Consider the following 18578-nt stretch of genomic DNA (forward strand, 5'->3'; position numbering starts at 1 on the left):
GGTAAAAGGCTGGATATGCAGGAAGACGCTCCGAAACCCGCCAAGGACGCCGCGCCCACCGGCACCCAGACCCTGCTTCGCGGGTTGGGTGTGGTGCAGGCCGTCGCCAGCGGCGCCCGCGACCTCAAGGAGATCGCCCGCCTGATCGGCACCACGCGCAGCACCACCCACCGTCTGGCCAGTTGCCTGGTGGACGAGCGCTACCTGCGGGTGGTGCCGCAGGTCGGCTATCTGTTGGGGCCGAAGCTGATCGAGCTGGGCTTCCAGGCCCGCGAAGACCTGCCGCTGGTGACGTTGGCAGGGCCTTATCTGGACGAGTTGTCGGCGCTGACCGGCGACACCGTCCACCTGGGCATCCGCGAGGGCGACGAAGTGCTGTACCTGCTGAAAAATCCGGGGCGCAACGGCCCGGAGATGCGTTCGCGGGTCGGTCACCGCATGCCGCTGGCGCGCACCGGGATCGGCAAGGCGCTGATGCTCGACGACGCCCCGCAAGAGTGGCAGCGGCTGTACGACATCAGCCTGCCGGCGGGTGGGAAAAGCCAGTTCTGGCCGCAGCATCCGCAGCAGTCCTGGGAACAGCTCGAACAGCGCATGAGCGAGTATGTGGCAGGCGGCTACGCGTTCGACCTGGAAGACAACGAACCGTCGATCCGCTGCGTGGCGGCGCCGGTGCGCGATGCCAGCAAGCGCATCGTCGCGGCCATCAGCATCGCCAGCACCGTGCCGTACATGCCGCTGGAGAAGATGGCCGAGCTGATTCCCCTGATCAAAGGGGTCACGGCCCGGCTGTCGGCGGAGCTTGGCCTTAAGGTCTGAACCTCAGCGCTTGAGCGTCGCCATGTCGATCACGAAACGGTACTTCACGTCCCCGGCGATCATCCGCGCGTAGGCTTCGTTGATCTGGCGGATGTCGAGCATTTCGATGTCGCAGGTGATGTTGTGCTCGGCGCAGAAATCCAGCACTTCCTGGGTTTCGGCGATGCCGCCGATCAGCGAACCGGCCAGCACCCGGCGGCCCAGCACCAGTTTGGCGGCGTGCACCGGCGGATCGATCGGTTCGATCAGGCCCACCAGGATGTGCACGCCGTCGAAGCGCAGGGTGTCGAGGTAGGGGTTGAGGTCGTGCTGCACCGGGATGGTGTCGAGCAGGAAGTCGAACCGGCCGGCCGCGGCGGCCATCTGTTCGGCGTCGGTGGACACGATCACATGGTCGGCGCCCTGGCGGCGGCCTTCCTCGGCCTTGCTGGCGGAGCGGGTGAACAGCGTCACTTCGGCGCCCATGGCCTTGGCGAACTTGATACCCATGTGGCCGAGGCCGCCCATGCCCAGGATCCCGACCTTGTCGCCGGCCTTCACGCCGTAGTGCTTGAGCGGCGAGTAGGTGGTGATGCCGGCGCAGAGGATCGGCGCGGCGTTGGCCGGGTCCAGCGTCGCGGGGATGCGCACCACGAAATGCTCGCTGACCACGATGCTGTCGGAGTAGCCGCCCATGGTGTTGCTGCCGTCGACCCGGTCCGGGGTGGCGTAGGTCATGGTCGGGCCTTCGAGGCAGTACTGCTCCAGGTCGGCCTTGCAGGCTTCGCAGGTGCGGCAGGAGTCGACCATGCAGCCGACGCCGACCAGGTCGCCTACCTTGTGCTGGGTGACGTTCGCACCGGTTGCGGTGACTTTTCCGACGATCTCATGGCCCGGCATCAGCGGGTAGACCGCGATGCCCCATTCGTTGCGGGCCTGATGGATGTCGGAGTGGCAGACGCCACAGAACAGGATCTCGATGGCGACGTCGTCGGCCCGCAGGCTGCGGCGTTCGAACGTCATCGGGGCGAGGGGAGTGGTGGCCGTCTGGGCGGCGTAGCCGATGGCGGTGTACATGGGGAACCTCGCAAAAGCGCTGACAAATGAGGCGGCGCATTCTGGGCGCAGGCCGGGTGTCCGGCCATGACGATTCCTCCGGGTATCATGCCTATTCCTCCGGCATGCGGGGCTGGCGCGCCGCATGGGCCAAAGGATCTGCGATGATGGTTTCGTGCCTTTTTCCGTCACTTTTCCGTGAAGAGTTTTCCATGCAGTTGACCCGCCACCTCGATGCCAATGCCACGCTGGTTTCGCTGATCGAGCCGCTGGCCCGGCGCGACGGTTTCAGCCAGACCGGGTTGCCGGGCGTGCAGGTGCTGCGCGCCAGTTGCGATGTCGCCCGGGGCCCGCACATCTATGAGCCGAGCCTGATGATCATCGCCCAGGGCAGCAAACTGGCGTACCTGGGCCCGCGCACAATGGAGTACGGCGCCGGGCACTACCTGATCCAGGCATTGCCGGTGCCGTTCGAGTGCGAGACCTATGCCGAGCCGGATGCGCCGCTGCTGGGGGTGTCGGTGTCGATCGACCGGGTGCTGCTCGGCGAGCTGGTGCTGGCCATGGGGCTGGCGCCGGGGCGGCACATTGCGGCGCAGACGCCGGAGTCGATGACCTCGGTGGTGCTCGACGACGACATGCGCGGCTGCGTCGAACGCTTGCTCGGCTGCCTGCACGATCCGCTGGCCTGCCGGATACTCGGCCCGGCGCGCATCCGCGAGCTGCTGTTCACTGCGTTGCGCGGGCCCCAGGCCGATGTGCTGCGGGCGCTGGTGGAGCAGCAGGGGCAGTTTGCCCGGATCGCCGCGTCGATCAGCCATCTGCACACCCACTACACCGAACCGCTGAACGTCGAGACCCTGGCCGGTTGCGCCAACATGAGCGTGTCGACCTTCCACGAGCACTTCAAGCGCAGCACCTTGCTGTCGCCGGTGCAGTACCTCAAGCGCCTGCGCCTGCTCAAGGCCCAGACGCTGCTGATCGCCGAAGGGCTGGGCGTGGCGCAGGCGGCGCACCGGGTGGGCTACCAGAGCACGTCGCAGTTCAGCCGCGAGTACAAGCGCTACTTCGAACGCAGCCCGGGCGAGGAGCGCGCGGCCTGAACCGTTGCTGCCTTGCGGGTGGGGCAGCTTGCATTGATGTTGCCAGTACGGGCGCTTTCGCGGGCAAGCCCGCTCCCACAGGTTTGCGGTCATCGCCGATTCTGTGGGCACCTGGGCCCACTGTGGGAGCCAGCCTGCTGGCGATGAAGGCCTTGCCGTTTTCCCGCTGCCCTGTAGATGCCGGGCAACAAAAAGGCCCCCATTCGGGAGCCTCGTTGTTCTGCGGTGTGGCTTACATGTTCGGGTAAGTCGGGCCGCCGGCGCCTTCCGGCGCCACCCAGGTGATGTTCTGCGCAGGATCCTTGATGTCGCAGGTCTTGCAGTGCACGCAGTTCTGGGCGTTGATCTGGAAGCGCTTCTCGCCGTCCTCCTTGGTGATCACTTCATACACGCCGGCCGGGCAGTAGCGCTGGGCCGGTTCGTCGTAGATCGGCAGGTTCTTGGTCAGCGGGATGCTCGGGTCGGTCAGCCGCAGGTGGCACGGCTGCTCTTCCTCATGGTTGGTGCCGGAGATGAACACCGAGCTGAGCTTGTCGAAGCTGATCTTGCCGTCGGGTTTCGGGTAGTCGATCTTCTTGCACTCGGCCGCTGGCTTGAGGCAGGCGTAGTCCGGCTTGGTGTCGTGCAGGGTGAACGGCAGCTTGCCGCCGAAGATGTTCTGGTCGAGCCAGTTGAAGCCGCCGCCGACGATGGCGCCGAACTTGTGGATCGCCGGGCCGAAGTTGCGGCTGGCGAACAGCTCTTCGTGCAGCCAGCTGTTCTTGAAGGCGTCGACGTAGGCGGTCAGCTCTTCGGTGCCGTCCTTGTCGGCGAACAGCGCGTCGGCCACGGACTCGGCCGCGAGCATGCCGGACTTCATCGCGGTGTGGCTGCCCTTGATCTTGGCGAAGTTCAGGGTGCCGAGGTCGCAGCCGATCAGCGCGCCTCCCTTGAACACCATCTTCGGCAGCGAGTTCAGGCCGCCCTTGCAGATCGCGCGGGCGCCGTAGCTGATGCGCTTGCCGCCTTCCAGGTACTGCTTGAGCACCGGGTGATGCTTGAGGCGCTGGAACTCGTCGAAAGGCGACAGGTAGGTGTTGCTGTAGGACAGGTCGACGATCAGTCCGACCACCACCTGGTTGTTCTCCAGGTGATAGAGGAAGGAGCCGCCGGTGTTCTCGGTGCCCATGATGTCCATCGGCCAACCGGCGGTGTGCACCACCAGGCCCGGCTGATGCTTGGCCGGGTCGATTTCCCAGATTTCCTTCAGGCCGATGCCGTAGTGCTGGGCGTCGGCGTCGCTGTCGAGGTTGAAGCGCTTGATCAGCTGCTTGCCGATGTGGCCGCGGCAGCCTTCGGCGAACAGCGTGTACTTGCCGCGCAGTTCCATGCCGGGGGTGTACAGGCCGTCCTTCGGATGGCCTTCGCGGTCGACGCCCAGGTCACCGGTGATGATCCCGCGCACCACGCCGTTCTCGTCGAACAGCGCTTCCTGGGCGGCGAAGCCTGGGTAGATCTCTACGCCCAGGTTCTCGGCCTGCTGGGCCAGCCAGCGGCACAGGTTGCCGAGGGAAATAATGTAGTTGCCTTCGTTGTGCATGGTCTTGGGCACAAAGAAGTCAGGAATTTTCTGCGCGCTTTCGGCGTTTTTCAGCACGAAGATATCGTCGCGGGTGACGGGGGTGTTCAGCGGAGCGCCGAGTTCCTTCCAGTCAGGGAACAGCTCGTTCAGGGCCCGTGGTTCGAATACCGCGCCGGACAGGATGTGAGCGCCGACCTCGGAGCCTTTTTCGACCACGCAGACGCTGATTTCCTTACCGGCTTCGGCGGCCTTCTGCTTCAGGCGGCAGGCGGCGGAAAGGCCAGCGGGGCCGGCACCGACGATGACCACGTCGAATTCCATGTATTCGCGTTCCACAGGCTATCTCCTACTCAAGGCTCAACAGTTTTTTTTCTAATTTGGAGGTTTGATGTCGCATTCGTTATTGCCTTTACGTTAACGTCAAAGGAAATAATGGATAAGCCACCCGTCTCTCTAGGGGGCGCATTATATCTACACCACTCCCAGCGTCCAATACAAACGTTTGTTTGAATCGGCCGCAGGCCAGAGAAATCAAAGAAGCGCGGCTTATGGACGACCATTTTGCCGTATTGACCGGAATAGGCGTTCCGGTCAAGATACGGGCGGTTTTGCGCTCGCCGTAGGCTGAATGGTGGTTTCAAGAGCACCTCTAAAGACAGGGCGTGGGCGGTACGGCGGTGAGGCGCAGCGCGCAGTCTGCACACCGGGAAGATGAATGACCTGCGGGTCGCTCCTGACGAACGGTCAGTCGTTCGCTGGAGAAGTCAGCCGTACTGAAGCCGGCGTTTTTAGAGGTGCCCTTGTGCCCGATGAGCACCAACCGCCAGGTTCGCCTAGGCGATTTCCTTTTCACCGGAGAGTAACGAGGAATCCATGAAGGTTCTTGTAGCTGTCAAACGCGTTGTGGATTACAACGTCAAGGTTCGCGTGAAGGCGGACAATTCCGGCGTAGACCTCGCCAACGTCAAGATGTCGATGAACCCGTTCTGCGAAATCGCAGTGGAAGAAGCCGTGCGCCTGAAAGAGAAGGGCGTGGCGAGCGAAATCGTCGTCGTCTCCATCGGCCCGTCCACCGCTCAGGAGCAACTGCGTACCGCACTGGCCCTGGGTGCCGACCGCGCCATCCTCGTCGAATCCGCTGAAGACCTGACCTCCCTGGCCGTGGCCAAGCTGCTCAAGGCGGTGGTCGACAAGGAACAGCCTCAGCTGGTGATCCTGGGCAAACAGGCCATCGACAGCGACAACAACCAGACCGGCCAGATGCTCGCCGCGCTGAGCGGCTACGGCCAGGGCACGTTCGCCTCGAAAGTCGAAGTCTCCGGCGACAGCGTTGCCGTGACCCGCGAAATCGACGGCGGCGCGCAGACCGTTTCCCTGAAGCTGCCGGCCATCGTCACCACCGACCTGCGTTTGAACGAGCCGCGCTACGCGTCCCTGCCGAACATCATGAAAGCCAAGAAGAAGCCTCTGGAGACTCTGACTCCGGACGCCTTGGGCGTTTCCACCGCCTCCACCAACAAGACCCTGAAGGTCGAAGCGCCGGCTGCACGCAGCGCGGGCATCAAGGTCAAGTCGGTGGCTGAACTGGTCGAGAAACTGAAAAACGAAGCGAAGGTAATCTAAATGACTATCTTGGTTATTGCTGAACACGACAACAAAGTGCTGGCCCCGGCCACGCTGAACACCGTTGCTGCCGCTGCCAAGATCGGCGGCGACATCCACGTCCTGGTCGCAGGCCAGGGCGCTGGCGCCGTGGCTGAGGCCGCCGCGAAGATCGCTGGCGTGAGCAAGGTCCTGAACGCCGACAACGCCGCCTACGCCCACCAACTGCCGGAAAACGTCGCGCCGCTGGTGGCCGAACTGGGCAAGGGCTACAGCCACATCCTGGCCGCCGCCACCTCCAACGGCAAGAACATCCTGCCGCGCGTCGCCGCCCAGCTGGACGTCGACCAGATCTCCGAGATCATCTCGGTTGAGAGCGCCGACACCTTCAAGCGTCCGATCTACGCCGGCAACGCCATCGCCACCGTGCAGTCGACCGCCGCGATCAAGGTGATCACCGTGCGCGCCACCGGTTTCGATCCGGTTGCCGCCGAAGGTGGTTCGGCTGCCGTTGAATCGGTTGCCGCTGCCCACAACCCGGCCATCTCCAGCTTCGTCAGCGAAGAGCTGGCCAAGTCCGACCGTCCGGAACTGACCGCTGCCAAGATCGTCGTTTCCGGCGGCCGCGGCATGCAGAACGGCGACAACTTCAAGCACCTGTACGCCCTGGCCGACAAGCTGGGCGCCGCCGTCGGCGCTTCCCGCGCTGCCGTCGACGCAGGCTTCGTGCCGAACGACATGCAGGTCGGCCAGACCGGCAAGATCGTCGCGCCGCAGCTGTACATCGCCGTCGGCATCTCCGGCGCGATCCAGCACTTGGCCGGCATGAAAGACTCCAAGGTGATCGTCGCGATCAACAAGGACGAAGAAGCGCCGATCTTCCAGGTGGCCGACTACGGCCTGGTGGCGGATCTGTTCGAAGCGGTGCCTGAGCTGGAGAAGCTGGTCTAATCCGGCGGCTTCACTTATAAAGAGCCCGGCCTGTTGGTCGGGCTTTTTTTTTGTTCCGGATTTGAGTGGGAGCGTTTCGCCATGGATCTGCGTCGCCGGTTGGGCCTTATGTCGCTGCTGGGTCTTTTGTCGTTGCCGGGCCTGTCGATGGCCGCGGGCAAGTGCGAGCGCCTGGTGGTCACCGGCAGTCCGGATGCGCCGCCGTACCTGTGGCAGGACCCGCAGAACCCCAAGCAACTGATCGGCGCCAGTGCCGACCTGCTTCAGCAGGCGGCCAAGGAGCTGGGCATCAAGGTCGAGCTGCTGTACGCCGGCAAACGTTCCCAGGCGCTGGACGAAGTGCGCAGCGGGCGCATGGACATGCTGGCCGACGCGCCGCTGGCCTTCAACGAGCTGGAGCATCTGGACTACATTCACCCGCCGCTGCTGGAGAACGATTACCTGGTATGGACGAAGAAGGGCTCGGCGTTGGTCTACGGCGAAGCGAAGGACCTTAACGGACATTCGGGCGCTCTGTCGGAAAAGTCTCGTTTGACCCAGGCATTCAGCCTCTATGCCGAGCAGCATTTGACCCTCACCCGTACGGCAAACCTCGCCCAGGCCTTGCAGAAATTGCTGCTGGGCGAAGTGGAATATGTACTCGCCGGACGCTACTCGGGCATGGCGGCCGCGCAGGCGCTGGGGATGGCCGATGACTTGCTGGCCTTCGAGCAGCCTGTCGACCGGCCGGGGCTGTACCTGGCGGTTTCGCACAACTCGGCCTGCAACGATCCGTGGTTGCGCGGACAGTTGGCCAAAAAGATGACAGAATTGCCCGCGTCCGGACTGACGGAAGCCGCGCTGCAGCGCAACATCGAGCGCTGGAAGGCGCAGCAGCAACAGCCGCAGCAACCTGTCAGTGCCCCAAAACAGTAGGGATTCTTAGTGAGCAATCGACTTCTTTTCGCAGCGGTGGCCGTTCTGGCGTTGGCCGGCTGCGCCAACGATCCTGCGCCCAATGAGCAGATGCGCCTGACCGGGCAGGCCTTGGAACAGGCCAAGGCCGTGGGCGCCAGTGCCGACGATGTGCCGGAAATGAAACTGGCCGAAGACAAGTACAACCGCGCCAAGGGCAGCATGGCCGGTGAGTCCTACAAGAACGCGCGGATGCGGGCCGAGCAGGCCGAATTGGACGCGCGGCTGGCGGAGGCCAAGGTGCTGACCCACAAGAGCGAAGAGCAGGTGAATGCGCTCAACACCCGCATCGCCCGTCTGCGCAAGCAACTGGGGGATGCCCAATGAGCCTTACGTCCAGACTCCTTGGTGGCCTGGTCGTGGCCGGCTGCGTCGGTCTCTACGGCTGCGCCGGCCAGCAGAGCGAATCGGCGCTGCAGCAGGCGGGTGCCGACTTCCAGAAGGTCAAGGAAGACTCCAACGTGCTGCGCATCGCGCCGAAGGACGTGATCCGCGCCGGCGAATCCCTGGCCCGTGCCGACCGTCTCTCCACGTACTGGGGCAGCGGCGGCGACGTGCAGCATTACGCCTATCTGAGCCAGCGCTACAGCGCGATCGCCCGCGAACACACCAATCAGGTGCTCAACGAAGAGCACGCCGCGAAACTGGAGCTTGAGCGCCAGCGCCTGCAACTGGCCCTGCGCGAATCCAAGTTGTCGAGCGTGCAGCAGCAAGGCAAATGGCTGGAAGAGCAGATCGTTGCCCTGGCCACCACCCAGACCGACCGCGGCCTGGTGATGACCCTCGGCGACGTGCTCTTCGACACCGGCGAAGCGGAGCTCAACAACTCGGCGAACCGCGTGGTGCTCAAGCTGGTGCAGTTCCTGCAGCTCAACCCCAAGCGGGTGGTGCGCATCGAGGGCTACACCGACAGCACCGGCGGCAAGCAGGAAAACCTCAAGCTGTCCCGCGACCGCGCCCAGTCGGTGGCCGATGTGCTGATGGATCTGGGCATCGACGACAAGCGCATTCAGGTCGAAGGCTACGGTGACGAGTACCCGGTAGACGCCAACGCTTCCGAGCGCGGGCGTGCGCAGAACCGTCGGGTGGAAATCGTGTTCTCCGACGAAAAAGGCCAGCTCGGCGCCGCCCGCTGAGGCCGGCGTCACTGGAAAGCCCGGGCTGTCAGGCAGCGCCGGGCTTTTTTACGTCTGTCGAATAGCGCTCAAATATTCAGGCCGACGGCTGACACTGCACTGTACGGTCGAGTAATGTGGCAACTGTCCCAGTACACTTCTAAACTGTTCCGGTATTGTTTCGAACAAGAATAAAACGCCCCGTGAAATCGAGTGCTGCGTCATGACCAATCTCTTGCTCTACCAGCGTATTGCTCAACAACTGGCTGAAGACATCCGTCGCGGCGTGTATCAGCCGGGGGAACGCGTGCCGTCGGTGCGCAAGATGAGTTCGCAGCTCAACGTCAGCCATGCCACGGTGCTGCAGGCCTACGCCAACCTTGAGGATCAGGGGCTGATCCGGGCGCGGCCGCAGTCCGGCTACTACGTGCACCAGACACCCGCCCTGACGGCGCCGACGCCGGACATCGCGCGGGTCGAACGGCCGGGCCTGGTCACCCGCAGCAGCATCATTCAGCAAGTGTTGGTCGAGTCCCGCCGCGAAGGCGTGTTCCCGTTGGGCGCTGCGGTGCCCAGCGTCGATTACCTGCCGGTGCGGGCGCTGCACCAGCAGTTGGCCAAGGTCACGCGGTTCCACAGCCCGCGGGCGTTCAGCTATATGTTCAGCCCCGGTTTCGAACCGCTGCGCCGGCAAGTGGCGATCCGCATGCGCGACGCGGGCGTGGTGGTCGACCCATCCGAAGTGGTGATCACCCACGGCTGCGTCGATGCCCTGCAGATGTCGCTGCGGGTGCTGACCCGGCCCGGCGACCTGATCGCCGCCGAATCCCCGACCTACTATGGCCTGCTGCAGCTGGCCGACTTGCTGGGCCTGAAAGTCATCGAGATCCCCAGCGACCCGGCCACCGGCATGAGCCTGGAGGCCCTGCAGCTGGCGGCCAACCAATGGTCGATCAAAGCCCTGGTGCTGACCACGCGCCTGAGCAACCCCTTGGGCGGCACCATGCCCGAAGAGCGGCAGAAACAGCTGCTGCGCCTGGCTTCGGATTTCGACATCCAGATCGTCGAAGACGACATCTATGGCGAGCTGATGTTCGAGCAGGGCCGCACCAAGGCGCTCAAGGCCTACGACCGGCTCGACCGGGTGATCTACTGTTCGAGCTTTTCCAAGACCTTGTCGCCCGGCGTGCGCATCGGCTGGATGATCGCCGGCAAGTATCAGCAGGAGATCCAGCGGCTGCAGACCTTCAGCACCCATTCGGCGTGCAGCGTCACGCAAATGGCGATCGCCGCGTACCTGGAGAACGGCGGCTATGACCGGCATTTACGGTACATCCGTCAGGAATACCGGAAAAACCTCAGCGCCTTCCAGTTGGCGGTCCAGCAGTATTTCCCTGAAGGCACCCAGATGACCCGGCCCACCGGCGGCTTCATTCTGTGGGTGAGCCTGCCGGGACGGGTCAACACCCAGGAGCTGCACGTGCGGGCCCTGCAACAGGGCATCAGCATTGCGCCGGGCCTGATCTTCAGCAACACCGAGCAGTTCAACCACTGCATCCGGCTCAACTGCGGCATTTCCTGGAACCGCGAGGCGGAGCGGACGCTGATGACCCTCGGCCTGCTGGCGACCCAACTCTGCCAAGAGACTGCCGGCGGCTTCTGAGTCGATGGCAGAGCTTGTCACAGGCTCTGCGACAGGCGAGCATATGGCCCTCTGCCGTTAGCCCCGTTGGATTCATGAAAGCGATTCTTCCTGCCGTCCGGGTTTTGCTTTGCCTGTTTGCGTTCGCACAGGTGCCTGGCGTCCTGGCGGCTGCTGCCCAGGACAAGGCACCCGCTGCCGCCGCCGCGAAAAAGCCGGCCGCTGCCGCCAAGGCGACGCCGGCAAAGAAGGCGCTGCAAAAGAAGGCCGCGCCGGTCAAGAAGCGTGCGCCGGTCGCTTCCAAGTCGAAGTCGGCCAGTGAAGTGGCCAAGACGCCGTTGCCGCCCGCCAGGCTCGACCTGAGCCTGCCCAAGGAGATGGTGCAGCAACTGAAGCCGGCCGGCGCCGTGCCGCTGCCCAAGCATGAGGCGATCCTGCCGCAGATGTTCGGCGAGAAGAACAGCGGTTTCCAGCTCAACGGCCGTCTGCTGAGCAACGAAATGCAGTTGCAGCTGCGCAACGAGGAGCGGCGGGATGTCGAAGGGGCCGCGCTGGATTTCGAATTCAAGCAGTGAAACCCGCTCATCGGTGACCCGCCGGCCAGACACTTTGTCGGAGACTGGTCGGTCATTTCCGTTTACGCACAAAAACTCCGTTTCAGGGAATTTAAAACAGGCGTTTTAGCCGTTACTCTGTTCCCTGTCCTTTTCATGCATTGCCCGCCGCGAGGAATCTGTTGCCATGAACTGCCGTGAAGGTTGTGGCGCCTGCTGCATTGCCCCATCCATCAGTTCACCGATTCCCGGCATGCCAGACGGCAAGCCCGCTGGGGAACGCTGCGTGCAGCTCTCGGTCGAAAACCTGTGCAGCATTTTCGGCCGTCCGGAGCGTCCGGCGGTCTGTTCGGGGTTCAAGGCCGATCCTGAAGTCTGCGGCGACAGCCGCGAAGAGGCGGTCAGGCTGATCGGCTGGTGGGAGCAGATGACGGCGGCGTGATGCGTCAAACGAACGGAACTTCAACAATAAGGAACAAGACTATGGGTTCGCTGCACCGTATCGCTGTGTTGTGCGGTCTGACCGCCGTGCTGGCCACCTCGGCCGCCCAGGCCGAAGACTGGAAAGTCGCCAAGAACGAGGACGGGATCAAGGTGTCCCTGAGCGAAGTGCCCGGTTCGGACTACAAGTCCTATCAGGGCGTGACGCTGATGAAGACCACCGTCGCCAAGCTGCGCGCCCTCCAGGAAGACGTTGCCGGCGCCTGCAAATGGATCCACGAGTGCGAGTCCCAGAAGCTGCTCAAGCACGAAGGCGACCAGAGCTGGACCTACACCCGCTTCAACACGCCATGGCCGGTCACCCCCCGTGACTCGGTGCTGCACATCACCACCGTCGAAGGCGCCGACGGCAGCCTGACCCGCAACCTGGAAGGCGTGCCGAAGTACGTTCCGGAAGAGAAAGGCTATGTGCGGGTTGCCCAGGTCAAGGGTTTCTGGAAGTTCGTGCCCAAGGGCGACCAGGTCGAAGTGACCTACCAGGTGCACACCGAGCCGGGCGGCAGCGTGCCGGCGATGGTCGCCAACAAGTTCGTGGTGGATGCGCCGTTCAACACGCTCAAGGCCCTCAAGGCCCGCGCCGAGAAGTAAGCGCCGGCGCAATGGAGAAAACGCCCTGATCCCTCGGGGCGTTTTGTTTTGTGGTGGTTTTGTACTTATTTTGTGTTTCCGGATATGCGTTGAACGAAATTTTCACAATTGCTTCCCGACAATTCGCCCGCATCCTTGCACCCTGCCGGCCCGACATGAAAGTGTCCGGCGCCGGGGCAGTAATCAATGGCAATGCCGCCGTCTATCGTGCAACATTTGCGCACCGCGCGAGCCCCGGGGCCTGGGAATGGCCAACAGAGGGCAGGGCGCAGCTGTTTCTTGCAATTTCAACTTCCAATGGGTCCTAAAACGACATGGCAAACCCGGACGCCCTGAACCGGCAGCGATCTTCCAGTCGCCTGCTGCAACCGACCGTCAAATCGCATCTGGCCTACACGCTGCTGTGCGCGCTGGTCATGATGGTGATGTTGTCCGTGCTGCGCCTCGCGCTGCTGGTCTACAACCGCGAGATGATCCTCGACACCCCGGCTTCCACCTTCCTCGAAGCCTTCGCCAACGGCCTGCGTTTCGACCTGCGCCTGGTGGTCTACCTGTGCATTCCGCTGCTGCTGGCGCTGTTCAGCGTCCGGGCGATGGCCGCCCGCGGGTTCTTCCGCCTGTGGCTGACCGTGGTCTCCAGCATCGCGCTGTTCCTCGGCCTGATGGAGATGGACTTCTACCGCGAGTTCCACCAGCGCCTCAACGGCCTGGTGTTCCAGTACGTGAAGGAAGACCCGAAAACCGTCATGAGCATGCTCTGGTACGGTTTCCCGGTGGTGCGCTACCTGCTGGCCTGGGCCGTGGGCACGCTGATCCTGACCCTGGCGTTCAAGGGCGCCGACCGCGCCACCCGCCCGCGCGGGCCGTTCAGCGGCGGTAACGTCGGCACCCGTCAGGTGGCGCCGTGGTATGCGCGCCTTGCGGTGTTCGTGGTCTGCCTGGTGGTCTGCGTGGTCGCCGCCCGCGGCACCCTGCGTCAAGGCCCGCCGCTGCGTTGGGGCGACGTGTACACCACCGAGTCGAACTTCGCCAACCAATTGGGCCTCAACGGCACGCTGTCGCTGATCGCGGCGGCCAAGGACCGGATGGGCGAAGACCGCAACAACATCTGGAAGGCCACGCTGCCGCAGCCTGAGGCGCAGAAGGTGGTGCGCGAGATGCTGCTGATGCCGGACGACAAGCTGGTCGATGCCGACATCGCCGCCGTGCGTCGCGAGTACACGCCACCGGCCGACAAGACCCTGCCGATCAAGAACGTCGTCGTGATCCTGATGGAAAGCATGGCCGGCCATTCGGTGGGCGCGCTGGGCGGCCCGGGCAACATCACGCCGTACCTGGACAAGCTGTCGAAGGAAGGCTTGCTGTTCGACCGGTTCTTCTCCAACGGCACCCACACCCACCAGGGCATGTTCGCCACCATGGCGTGCTTCCCGAACCTGCCGGGCTTCGAATACCTGATGCAGACGCCGGAAGGCAGCCACAAGCTGTCCGGCCTGCCGCAACTGCTCAGTGCCCGCGCCTTTGACGATGTCTATGTCTACAACGGCGATTTCGCCTGGGACAACCAGTCGGGCTTCTTCAGCAACCAGGGCATGACCAACTTCGTCGGCCGCAACGACTTCGTCAATCCGGTGTTCTCCGACCCGACGTGGGGCGTGTCCGACCAGGACATGTTCGACCGTGGCCTGGAAGAACTGAAGGCCCGCGACGGCAAGGACAAGAAACCGTTCTATGCCTTGCTGCAGACCCTGTCCAACCACACCCCGTATGCGCTGCCGACGCCGTTGCCGGTGGAGCGCGTGACCGACCGCGGCACCCTGAACGAGCACCTGACCGCCATGCGTTACGCGGACTGGGCGCTGGGCCAGTTCTTCGAGAAGGCCCGCAAGGAGCCGTACTTCAAGGAGACCCTGTTCGTCATCGTCGGTGACCACGGCTTCGGCAACGAACGCCAGATCACCGAAATGGACCTGGGCCGCTTCAACGTGCCGATGCTGATGATCGCGCCGGGCATCCAGGAGAAGTTCGGCCAGCGTGACCACACCGTGGGCACCCAGATCGACATCGTGCCGACCATCATGGGCCGCCTGGGCGGCGAAGTGCGCCATCAGTGCTGGGGCCGCGACCTGCTCAACCTGCCGCAGGGCGACACCGGTTTCGGCGTGATCAAGCCGTCCGGCAGCGAGCAGACCACCGCCATCGTGACCGCCGACCAGATCCTGGTGCTGCCGAAGGACAAGGACATGGCGCCGAAGATCTACGCCTACGAGCTGGGCGCCAATCCTCACGCCGAGGTCATTCCCGATGCGCCGCGCACCGCCGAGCTCAAGCACAAGCTCGAAGCGTTCCTGCAGACGGCCACCAAGAGCCTGATCGACAACACCGCCGGTGTGGTCAACGGCAAGCCGGACTGACTGTCAGGCACGCCAGGTTCCGCCCCATGAAAAGAGGCCCTTGAAGGGCCTCTTTTTTTGCCTGCGAAAAACGCTATATCCGGCCGAGCAACAACAGCACCAGCAGCACGACCAGCACGACGCCGATGATGCCGGAAGGGCCGTAGCCCCAACTTCTGGAGTGCGGAAAGACCGGCAGACCACCGATCAGCAACAGGATCAGGATAATGATGAGGATTGTGCCCATGTCTGTTTCCTTGTCGAGAAGGTTTCGGAAAGTCTTGCAGTCCAAGGCCGGCTGGAAACCATGCGGATCCAGGCGTCTTACCAGTTCCGACCGGCGCGCCCGACAGAAAATTCAATGTTTTTTGGCGCTGTCCGCAACGCGTTCCGCCCAGGCCCGAGCCACGCATCGCGTGGCGGTTTGCCCTCGCCATTCAGCACTCTGATGGAGCGTGGGTGGCCGCGGTTCCTTCGCTACACTCCGCGCATCTTCCAAAGAACAACAAGGCTGTCTGCTATGCAAAATCGCATGATGATCACTGGTGCAGGCTCCGGCCTGGGTCGCGAAATCGCGTTGCGCTGGGCGCGTGAGGGGTGGCGGCTGGCCTTGTCGGACGTCAGCGAGGCGGGCCTGCAGGAAACCCTCAAACTCGTGCGCGAGGCCGGCGGCGACGGCTTCGTCCAGCGTTGCGACGTGCGCGACTACAGCCAGCTCACCGCCTTCGCCCAGGCCTGCGAGGTGAAGTTCGGCGGCATCGACATCATCGTCAACAACGCCGGGGTGGCGTCGGGCGGCTTCTTCAGCGAGCTGTCGCTGGAAGACTGGGACTGGCAGATCGCGATCAACCTGATGGGCGTGGTCAAGGGCTGCAAGGCGTTCCTGCCGCTGCTGGAGCAGAGCAAGGGCAAGATCATCAACATCGCCTCCATGGCGGCGCTGATGCAGGGCCCGGCCATGAGCAACTACAACGTGGCCAAGGCCGGCGTGGTGGCGCTGTCGGAGAGCCTGCTGGTGGAACTGGCCCAGCAGGAGGTCGGTGTCCACGTGGTGTGCCCATCATTCTTCCAGACCAACCTGCTGGACTCGTTCCGTGGCCCGACGCCGGCCATGAAGGCCCAGGTCGGCAAGTTGCTGGAGAGTTCGCCGATCACCGCCGCCGATATCGCCGACTACATCTTCAACCGGGTCGCCGCCGGCGAGTTCATGATCCTGCCCCACGAGCAAGGGCGCATGGCCTGGGCGCTCAAGCAGAAGAATCCGCAATTGCTGTACGACGAAATGACCGCCATGGCCGACAAAATGCGCGCCAAGGCCCGGCAGGGCAACAGCTGAACTTGCTCCCGCAGGGCCTCATCGCTAGGGTGGCCGCAACTGTCACCCTGACGAGACGTCTTGCATGCTCAATTACCTGTGGTTCCTTCTGGCCGCGCTGTTCGAAATCGCCGGCTGCTTCGCCTTCTGGATGTGGCTGCGCCAGGGCAAGAGCGCCTTGTGGGTGATCCCGGCGCTGCTGAGCCTCACCCTGTTCGCGCTGCTGCTGACGCGCATCGAGGCGACCTACGCCGGCCGCGCCTACGCCGCGTACGGCGGCATCTACATCGTCGCGTCGATCGGCTGGCTGGCGGTGGTCGAGCGCATCCGGCCCTTGGGTTCGGACTGGATCGGCGTCGCGCTGTGCGTGATCGGCGCCACGGTGATCCTGTTCGGCCCGCGCTTTTCCGCTGCCTGAAACGGTGTAGGCCATCGCCGCTTTGCGGGAAACGTCCGAAGGGCGATGTACCCACCGCGTGTAGGGCATGACTGATTTGTCCGGCATGCATTGTGGGGCGCGGGCAAGCCGCGCATCTTCAAGGCCCGTTTACCTTGAAGGATCAACCCCATGCTTGTACTCAGCCGTGTCGTCGGAGAACAGATTTCCATCGGCCACAACATTTCCCTGCGCGTGCTGTCGGTCAACGGCTCCAGTGTCCGGTTCGGCGTCGAGGCGCCGCAGCAGGTCGAGGTGCACCGCGCCGAGGTCTACGAGCGCATCCAGCGCAAGCAGGCCGCAGGCAAGGGGCGCTGAGGGTCAGTCGAACAGGTGCTTGGGCACGTCGTGTTTGAGCATCAGTTGGCATTGCTCGCTTTCCGGGTCGAACACGATCAGCGCCTGGCCTTTGGTCAGGGCCTGGCGAACCCGCAGCACGCGGGTCTCCAGCGGGGTGTCGTCGCCGTTGTCGGTGCCGTCGCGGGTGACGAAGTCCTCGATCAGACGGGTGAGGGTGTCGACTTCAAGCATGTCGTGGGGAATCAGCATGGGGGCCTCGGCTCGATCAATGCCGTGATGCTACGGCGATTGGCGGTCGGCGGCCAGCGCGGGAGGAACCAGTGGCCTGTTCGCCCCCTTCGCCGGCAAGCCCGATCTCTGTGGGAGCCGGCTTGCCGGCGAAGGCGCCGGCCCAGACACCGCCGACCTAACTGTCGGACCGCTGACCCACCAGGCTGTCCACCGACGGCACCCGCGTGTCGCTCTCCATCTGCGTGTCATGTTCGATCTGGTGGCTGAAGCGCTCCAGGGACGCATCGGCCGGCTGCGCGTCGCTGGCGAACACCGGCGCGCTGAGCATGTACGCCCCCAGCAGGCGACTGAGCGCCGCCAGGCTGTCGAGGTGGGTGCGTTCGTAGCCGTGGGTCGCGTCGCAGCCGAAGGCGAGCAGGGCGGTGCGGATGTCGTGGCCGGCGGTCACCGCCGAATGGGCGTCGCTGAAGTAGTAGCGGAACAGGTCGCGGCGCACCGGCAGTTCATGTTCGTCGGCCAGGCGCAGCAGGTGCCGCGACAGGTGATAGTCGTACGGCCCGCCGGAGTCCTGCATCGCGACGCTGACCGCGTGTTCGCTGGAGTGCTGGCCGGGCGCGACCGGCGCGATGTCGATGCCGACGAACTCGCTGACGTCCCACGGCAGGGCCGCCGCCGCGCCGCTGCCGGTCTCCTCGGTGATGGTGAACAGCGGGTGGCAATCGATCAGCGGTTCCCGGCCGCTGTCGACGATGGCCTTGAGCGCCGCCAGCAGGGCGGCCACGCCGGCCTTGTCGTCGAGGTGGCGGGCGCTGATGTGGCCGCTTTCGGTGAACTCCGGCAACGGGTCGAAGGCCACCACATCGCCGATGCCGATGCCCAGCGAGTCGCAGTCGGCCCGTGTCGCGCAGTAGGCGTCCAGGCGCAGCTCGACGTGATCCCAGCTGACCGGCAGTTCATCCACCGCCGTGTTGAACGCATGCCCGGAAGCCATCAGCGGCAGGACGCTGCCGCGGATCACACCGCTGTCGGTGAACAGGCTGACGCGGCTGCCTTCGGCGAAGCGGCTCGACCAGCAGCCGACCGGCGCGAGCGTCAGGCGGCCGTTGTCCTTGATCGCGCGCACGGCGGCGCCGATGGTGTCCAGGTGCGCCGACACCGCCCGGTCGGGGCTGTTCTTCTTGCCCTTGAGCGTGGCGCGGATCGTGCCGCGGCGCGTCATCTCGAAAGGGATGCCGAGTTCCTCCAGGCGTTCGGCGACATAGCGCACGATGGTGTCGGTGAACCCGGTGGGGCTGGGGATGGCGAGCATTTCCAGCAGGACTTTCTGCAGGTAGTTCAGGTCCGGTTCGGGAAGTTGAGGGGACATGGAATCTCCTGTTGGGTGAGAGGCATGCGCTGATCGTCAGGGCACCTCCGCGGGCAGCTCGCTGCACGCCTGTGGGAGCGAGCCTGCTCGCGAAAGCGGTGGCCCATTCAAC

At 64.2% G+C, this 18578-nt stretch carries 20 protein-coding genes; 15 read left to right on the forward strand and 5 right to left on the reverse strand.

From position 1 onward, the window contains the following. Positions 1-15 precede the first annotated feature (15 nt). On the forward strand, positions 16-819 hold the full coding sequence (locus tag CAG41_RS06165; RefSeq protein WP_085578090.1) for an IclR family transcriptional regulator: 804 nt from the start codon (positions 16-18) through the stop codon (positions 817-819). Between the two features lie 3 nt (positions 820-822). On the opposite strand, the gene CAG41_RS06170 is transcribed toward CAG41_RS06165, so the two are convergent. Then, a complete protein-coding gene (locus CAG41_RS06170; protein WP_085578089.1) occupies positions 823-1875 on the reverse strand; it encodes an NAD(P)-dependent alcohol dehydrogenase in 1053 nt (350 codons plus the stop codon). Positions 1876-2066: 191 nt separating this feature from the next. Between CAG41_RS06170 and CAG41_RS06175 the strand changes: the two genes are divergently transcribed. Then, positions 2067-2957 carry an AraC family transcriptional regulator gene (locus CAG41_RS06175; protein ID WP_085578283.1) on the forward strand — a complete coding sequence of 297 codons (891 nt, stop codon included), beginning with the start codon at positions 2067-2069 and terminating at the stop codon, positions 2955-2957. A 232-nt stretch (positions 2958-3189) separates the two neighbouring features. Here CAG41_RS06175 and CAG41_RS06180 read toward each other — a convergent pair whose 3' ends face one another. Continuing rightward, positions 3190-4854 (reverse strand): electron transfer flavoprotein-ubiquinone oxidoreductase, encoded by a 1665-nt coding sequence (locus CAG41_RS06180; protein WP_085578088.1) that lies wholly within the window; start codon positions 4852-4854, stop codon positions 3190-3192. A gap of 537 nt (positions 4855-5391) precedes the next feature. Here CAG41_RS06180 and CAG41_RS06185 point away from each other — a divergent pair. The 10 genes from CAG41_RS06185 (at position 5392) to CAG41_RS06230 (ending at position 14839) form a co-directional block, all read left to right on the forward strand. Further along, positions 5392-6141, forward strand: coding sequence for an electron transfer flavoprotein subunit beta/FixA family protein (locus CAG41_RS06185; protein WP_085578087.1), 750 nt, complete (start codon positions 5392-5394; stop codon positions 6139-6141). Continuing rightward, positions 6142-7071: an electron transfer flavoprotein subunit alpha/FixB family protein gene (locus CAG41_RS06190; protein ID WP_085629723.1), complete on the forward strand. Its 930-nt coding sequence runs from the start codon at positions 6142-6144 to the stop codon at positions 7069-7071. An 81-nt stretch (positions 7072-7152) separates the two neighbouring features. Then, complete coding sequence (locus CAG41_RS06195; protein WP_085629725.1) at positions 7153-7986, forward strand: ABC transporter substrate-binding protein; 834 nt, start codon at positions 7153-7155, stop codon at positions 7984-7986. 9 nt (positions 7987-7995) lie between these two features. Beyond that, positions 7996-8352, forward strand: a complete 357-nt coding sequence (locus CAG41_RS06200) for a DUF4398 domain-containing protein (protein WP_085578084.1) — start codon at positions 7996-7998, stop codon at positions 8350-8352. After that, positions 8349-9161, forward strand: coding sequence for an OmpA family protein (locus CAG41_RS06205; RefSeq protein ID WP_085578083.1), 813 nt, complete (start codon positions 8349-8351; stop codon positions 9159-9161). Before CAG41_RS06200 ends, CAG41_RS06205 begins: the two co-directional genes overlap by 4 nt. A 202-nt stretch (positions 9162-9363) precedes the next feature. Next, positions 9364-10803: a PLP-dependent aminotransferase family protein gene (locus tag CAG41_RS06210; protein ID WP_085578082.1), complete on the forward strand. Its 1440-nt coding sequence runs from the start codon at positions 9364-9366 to the stop codon at positions 10801-10803. Positions 10804-10877: 74 nt separating this feature from the next. Then, positions 10878-11357 carry a translation initiation factor 2 gene (locus CAG41_RS06215; protein ID WP_085578081.1) on the forward strand — a complete coding sequence of 160 codons (480 nt, stop codon included), beginning with the start codon at positions 10878-10880 and terminating at the stop codon, positions 11355-11357. A gap of 166 nt (positions 11358-11523) precedes the next feature. Continuing rightward, the gene (locus CAG41_RS06220) at positions 11524-11778 is read left to right on the forward strand and encodes a YkgJ family cysteine cluster protein (RefSeq protein WP_085578080.1); all 255 of its coding nucleotides are present in this window, start codon (positions 11524-11526) and stop codon (positions 11776-11778) included. Between the two features lie 41 nt (positions 11779-11819). Then, positions 11820-12425 carry an START domain-containing protein gene (locus tag CAG41_RS06225; protein WP_085578079.1) on the forward strand — a complete coding sequence of 202 codons (606 nt, stop codon included), beginning with the start codon at positions 11820-11822 and terminating at the stop codon, positions 12423-12425. 314 nt (positions 12426-12739) lie between these two features. After that, positions 12740-14839, forward strand: a complete 2100-nt coding sequence (locus CAG41_RS06230) for an LTA synthase family protein (protein ID WP_085578078.1) — start codon at positions 12740-12742, stop codon at positions 14837-14839. Positions 14840-14912: 73 nt separating this feature from the next. On the opposite strand, the gene CAG41_RS06235 is transcribed toward CAG41_RS06230, so the two are convergent. Then, positions 14913-15065, reverse strand: a complete 153-nt coding sequence (locus CAG41_RS06235; protein ID WP_003226960.1) for a DUF3309 family protein — start codon at positions 15063-15065, stop codon at positions 14913-14915. A gap of 273 nt (positions 15066-15338) precedes the next feature. Here CAG41_RS06235 and CAG41_RS06240 point away from each other — a divergent pair, with 273 nt between their 5' ends. The 3 genes from CAG41_RS06240 (at position 15339) to csrA (ending at position 16887) form a co-directional block, all read left to right on the forward strand. Further along, positions 15339-16154: an SDR family oxidoreductase gene (locus CAG41_RS06240; protein WP_085629727.1), complete on the forward strand. Its 816-nt coding sequence runs from the start codon at positions 15339-15341 to the stop codon at positions 16152-16154. A gap of 64 nt (positions 16155-16218) precedes the next feature. Beyond that, positions 16219-16551 carry a YnfA family protein gene (locus CAG41_RS06245; RefSeq protein WP_085629729.1) on the forward strand — a complete coding sequence of 111 codons (333 nt, stop codon included), beginning with the start codon at positions 16219-16221 and terminating at the stop codon, positions 16549-16551. 150 nt (positions 16552-16701) lie between these two features. Next, positions 16702-16887, forward strand: a complete 186-nt coding sequence (gene csrA / locus CAG41_RS06250; RefSeq protein ID WP_085578075.1) for a carbon storage regulator CsrA — start codon at positions 16702-16704, stop codon at positions 16885-16887. A 3-nt stretch (positions 16888-16890) separates the two neighbouring features. Here csrA and CAG41_RS06255 read toward each other — a convergent pair whose 3' ends face one another. Together CAG41_RS06255 and CAG41_RS06260 are read right to left on the reverse strand one after the other, a co-directional pair. Beyond that, complete coding sequence (locus CAG41_RS06255) at positions 16891-17118, reverse strand: YheU family protein (protein ID WP_085578074.1); 228 nt, start codon at positions 17116-17118, stop codon at positions 16891-16893. 157 nt (positions 17119-17275) lie between these two features. Continuing rightward, positions 17276-18466 carry an osmoprotectant NAGGN system M42 family peptidase gene (locus CAG41_RS06260; protein WP_085629733.1) on the reverse strand — a complete coding sequence of 397 codons (1191 nt, stop codon included), beginning with the start codon at positions 18464-18466 and terminating at the stop codon, positions 17276-17278. Positions 18467-18578 lie beyond the last annotated feature (112 nt).

Origin of the sequence: Pseudomonas sp. B35(2017) (genome assembly GCF_002113645.1) — a bacterium.
GTDB lineage: Bacteria > Pseudomonadota > Gammaproteobacteria > Pseudomonadales > Pseudomonadaceae > Aquipseudomonas > Aquipseudomonas ekonensis.

Bases quoted from the DNA above. Each gene is read 5' to 3' on its own strand.
- CAG41_RS06165 (WP_085578090.1), top strand. From the start codon at position 16: ATGCAGGAAGACGCTCCGAAACCCGCCAAGGACGCCGCGCCCACCGGC.
- CAG41_RS06170 (WP_085578089.1), bottom strand. From the start codon at position 1,875: ATGTACACCGCCATCGGCTACGCCGCCCAGACGGCCACCACTCCCCTC.
- CAG41_RS06175 (WP_085578283.1), top strand. From the start codon at position 2,067: ATGCAGTTGACCCGCCACCTCGATGCCAATGCCACGCTGGTTTCGCTG.
- CAG41_RS06185 (WP_085578087.1), top strand. From the start codon at position 5,392: ATGAAGGTTCTTGTAGCTGTCAAACGCGTTGTGGATTACAACGTCAAG.
- CAG41_RS06190 (WP_085629723.1), top strand. From the start codon at position 6,142: ATGACTATCTTGGTTATTGCTGAACACGACAACAAAGTGCTGGCCCCG.
- CAG41_RS06195 (WP_085629725.1), top strand. From the start codon at position 7,153: ATGGATCTGCGTCGCCGGTTGGGCCTTATGTCGCTGCTGGGTCTTTTG.
- CAG41_RS06205 (WP_085578083.1), top strand. From the start codon at position 8,349: ATGAGCCTTACGTCCAGACTCCTTGGTGGCCTGGTCGTGGCCGGCTGC.
- CAG41_RS06210 (WP_085578082.1), top strand. From the start codon at position 9,364: ATGACCAATCTCTTGCTCTACCAGCGTATTGCTCAACAACTGGCTGAA.
- CAG41_RS06215 (WP_085578081.1), top strand. From the start codon at position 10,878: ATGAAAGCGATTCTTCCTGCCGTCCGGGTTTTGCTTTGCCTGTTTGCG.
- CAG41_RS06220 (WP_085578080.1), top strand. From the start codon at position 11,524: ATGAACTGCCGTGAAGGTTGTGGCGCCTGCTGCATTGCCCCATCCATC.
- CAG41_RS06225 (WP_085578079.1), top strand. From the start codon at position 11,820: ATGGGTTCGCTGCACCGTATCGCTGTGTTGTGCGGTCTGACCGCCGTG.
- CAG41_RS06230 (WP_085578078.1), top strand. From the start codon at position 12,740: ATGGCAAACCCGGACGCCCTGAACCGGCAGCGATCTTCCAGTCGCCTG.
- CAG41_RS06235 (WP_003226960.1), bottom strand. From the start codon at position 15,065: ATGGGCACAATCCTCATCATTATCCTGATCCTGTTGCTGATCGGTGGT.
- CAG41_RS06240 (WP_085629727.1), top strand. From the start codon at position 15,339: ATGCAAAATCGCATGATGATCACTGGTGCAGGCTCCGGCCTGGGTCGC.
- CAG41_RS06245 (WP_085629729.1), top strand. From the start codon at position 16,219: ATGCTCAATTACCTGTGGTTCCTTCTGGCCGCGCTGTTCGAAATCGCC.
- csrA (WP_085578075.1), top strand. From the start codon at position 16,702: ATGCTTGTACTCAGCCGTGTCGTCGGAGAACAGATTTCCATCGGCCAC.
- CAG41_RS06255 (WP_085578074.1), bottom strand. From the start codon at position 17,118: ATGCTGATTCCCCACGACATGCTTGAAGTCGACACCCTCACCCGTCTG.
- CAG41_RS06260 (WP_085629733.1), bottom strand. From the start codon at position 18,466: ATGTCCCCTCAACTTCCCGAACCGGACCTGAACTACCTGCAGAAAGTC.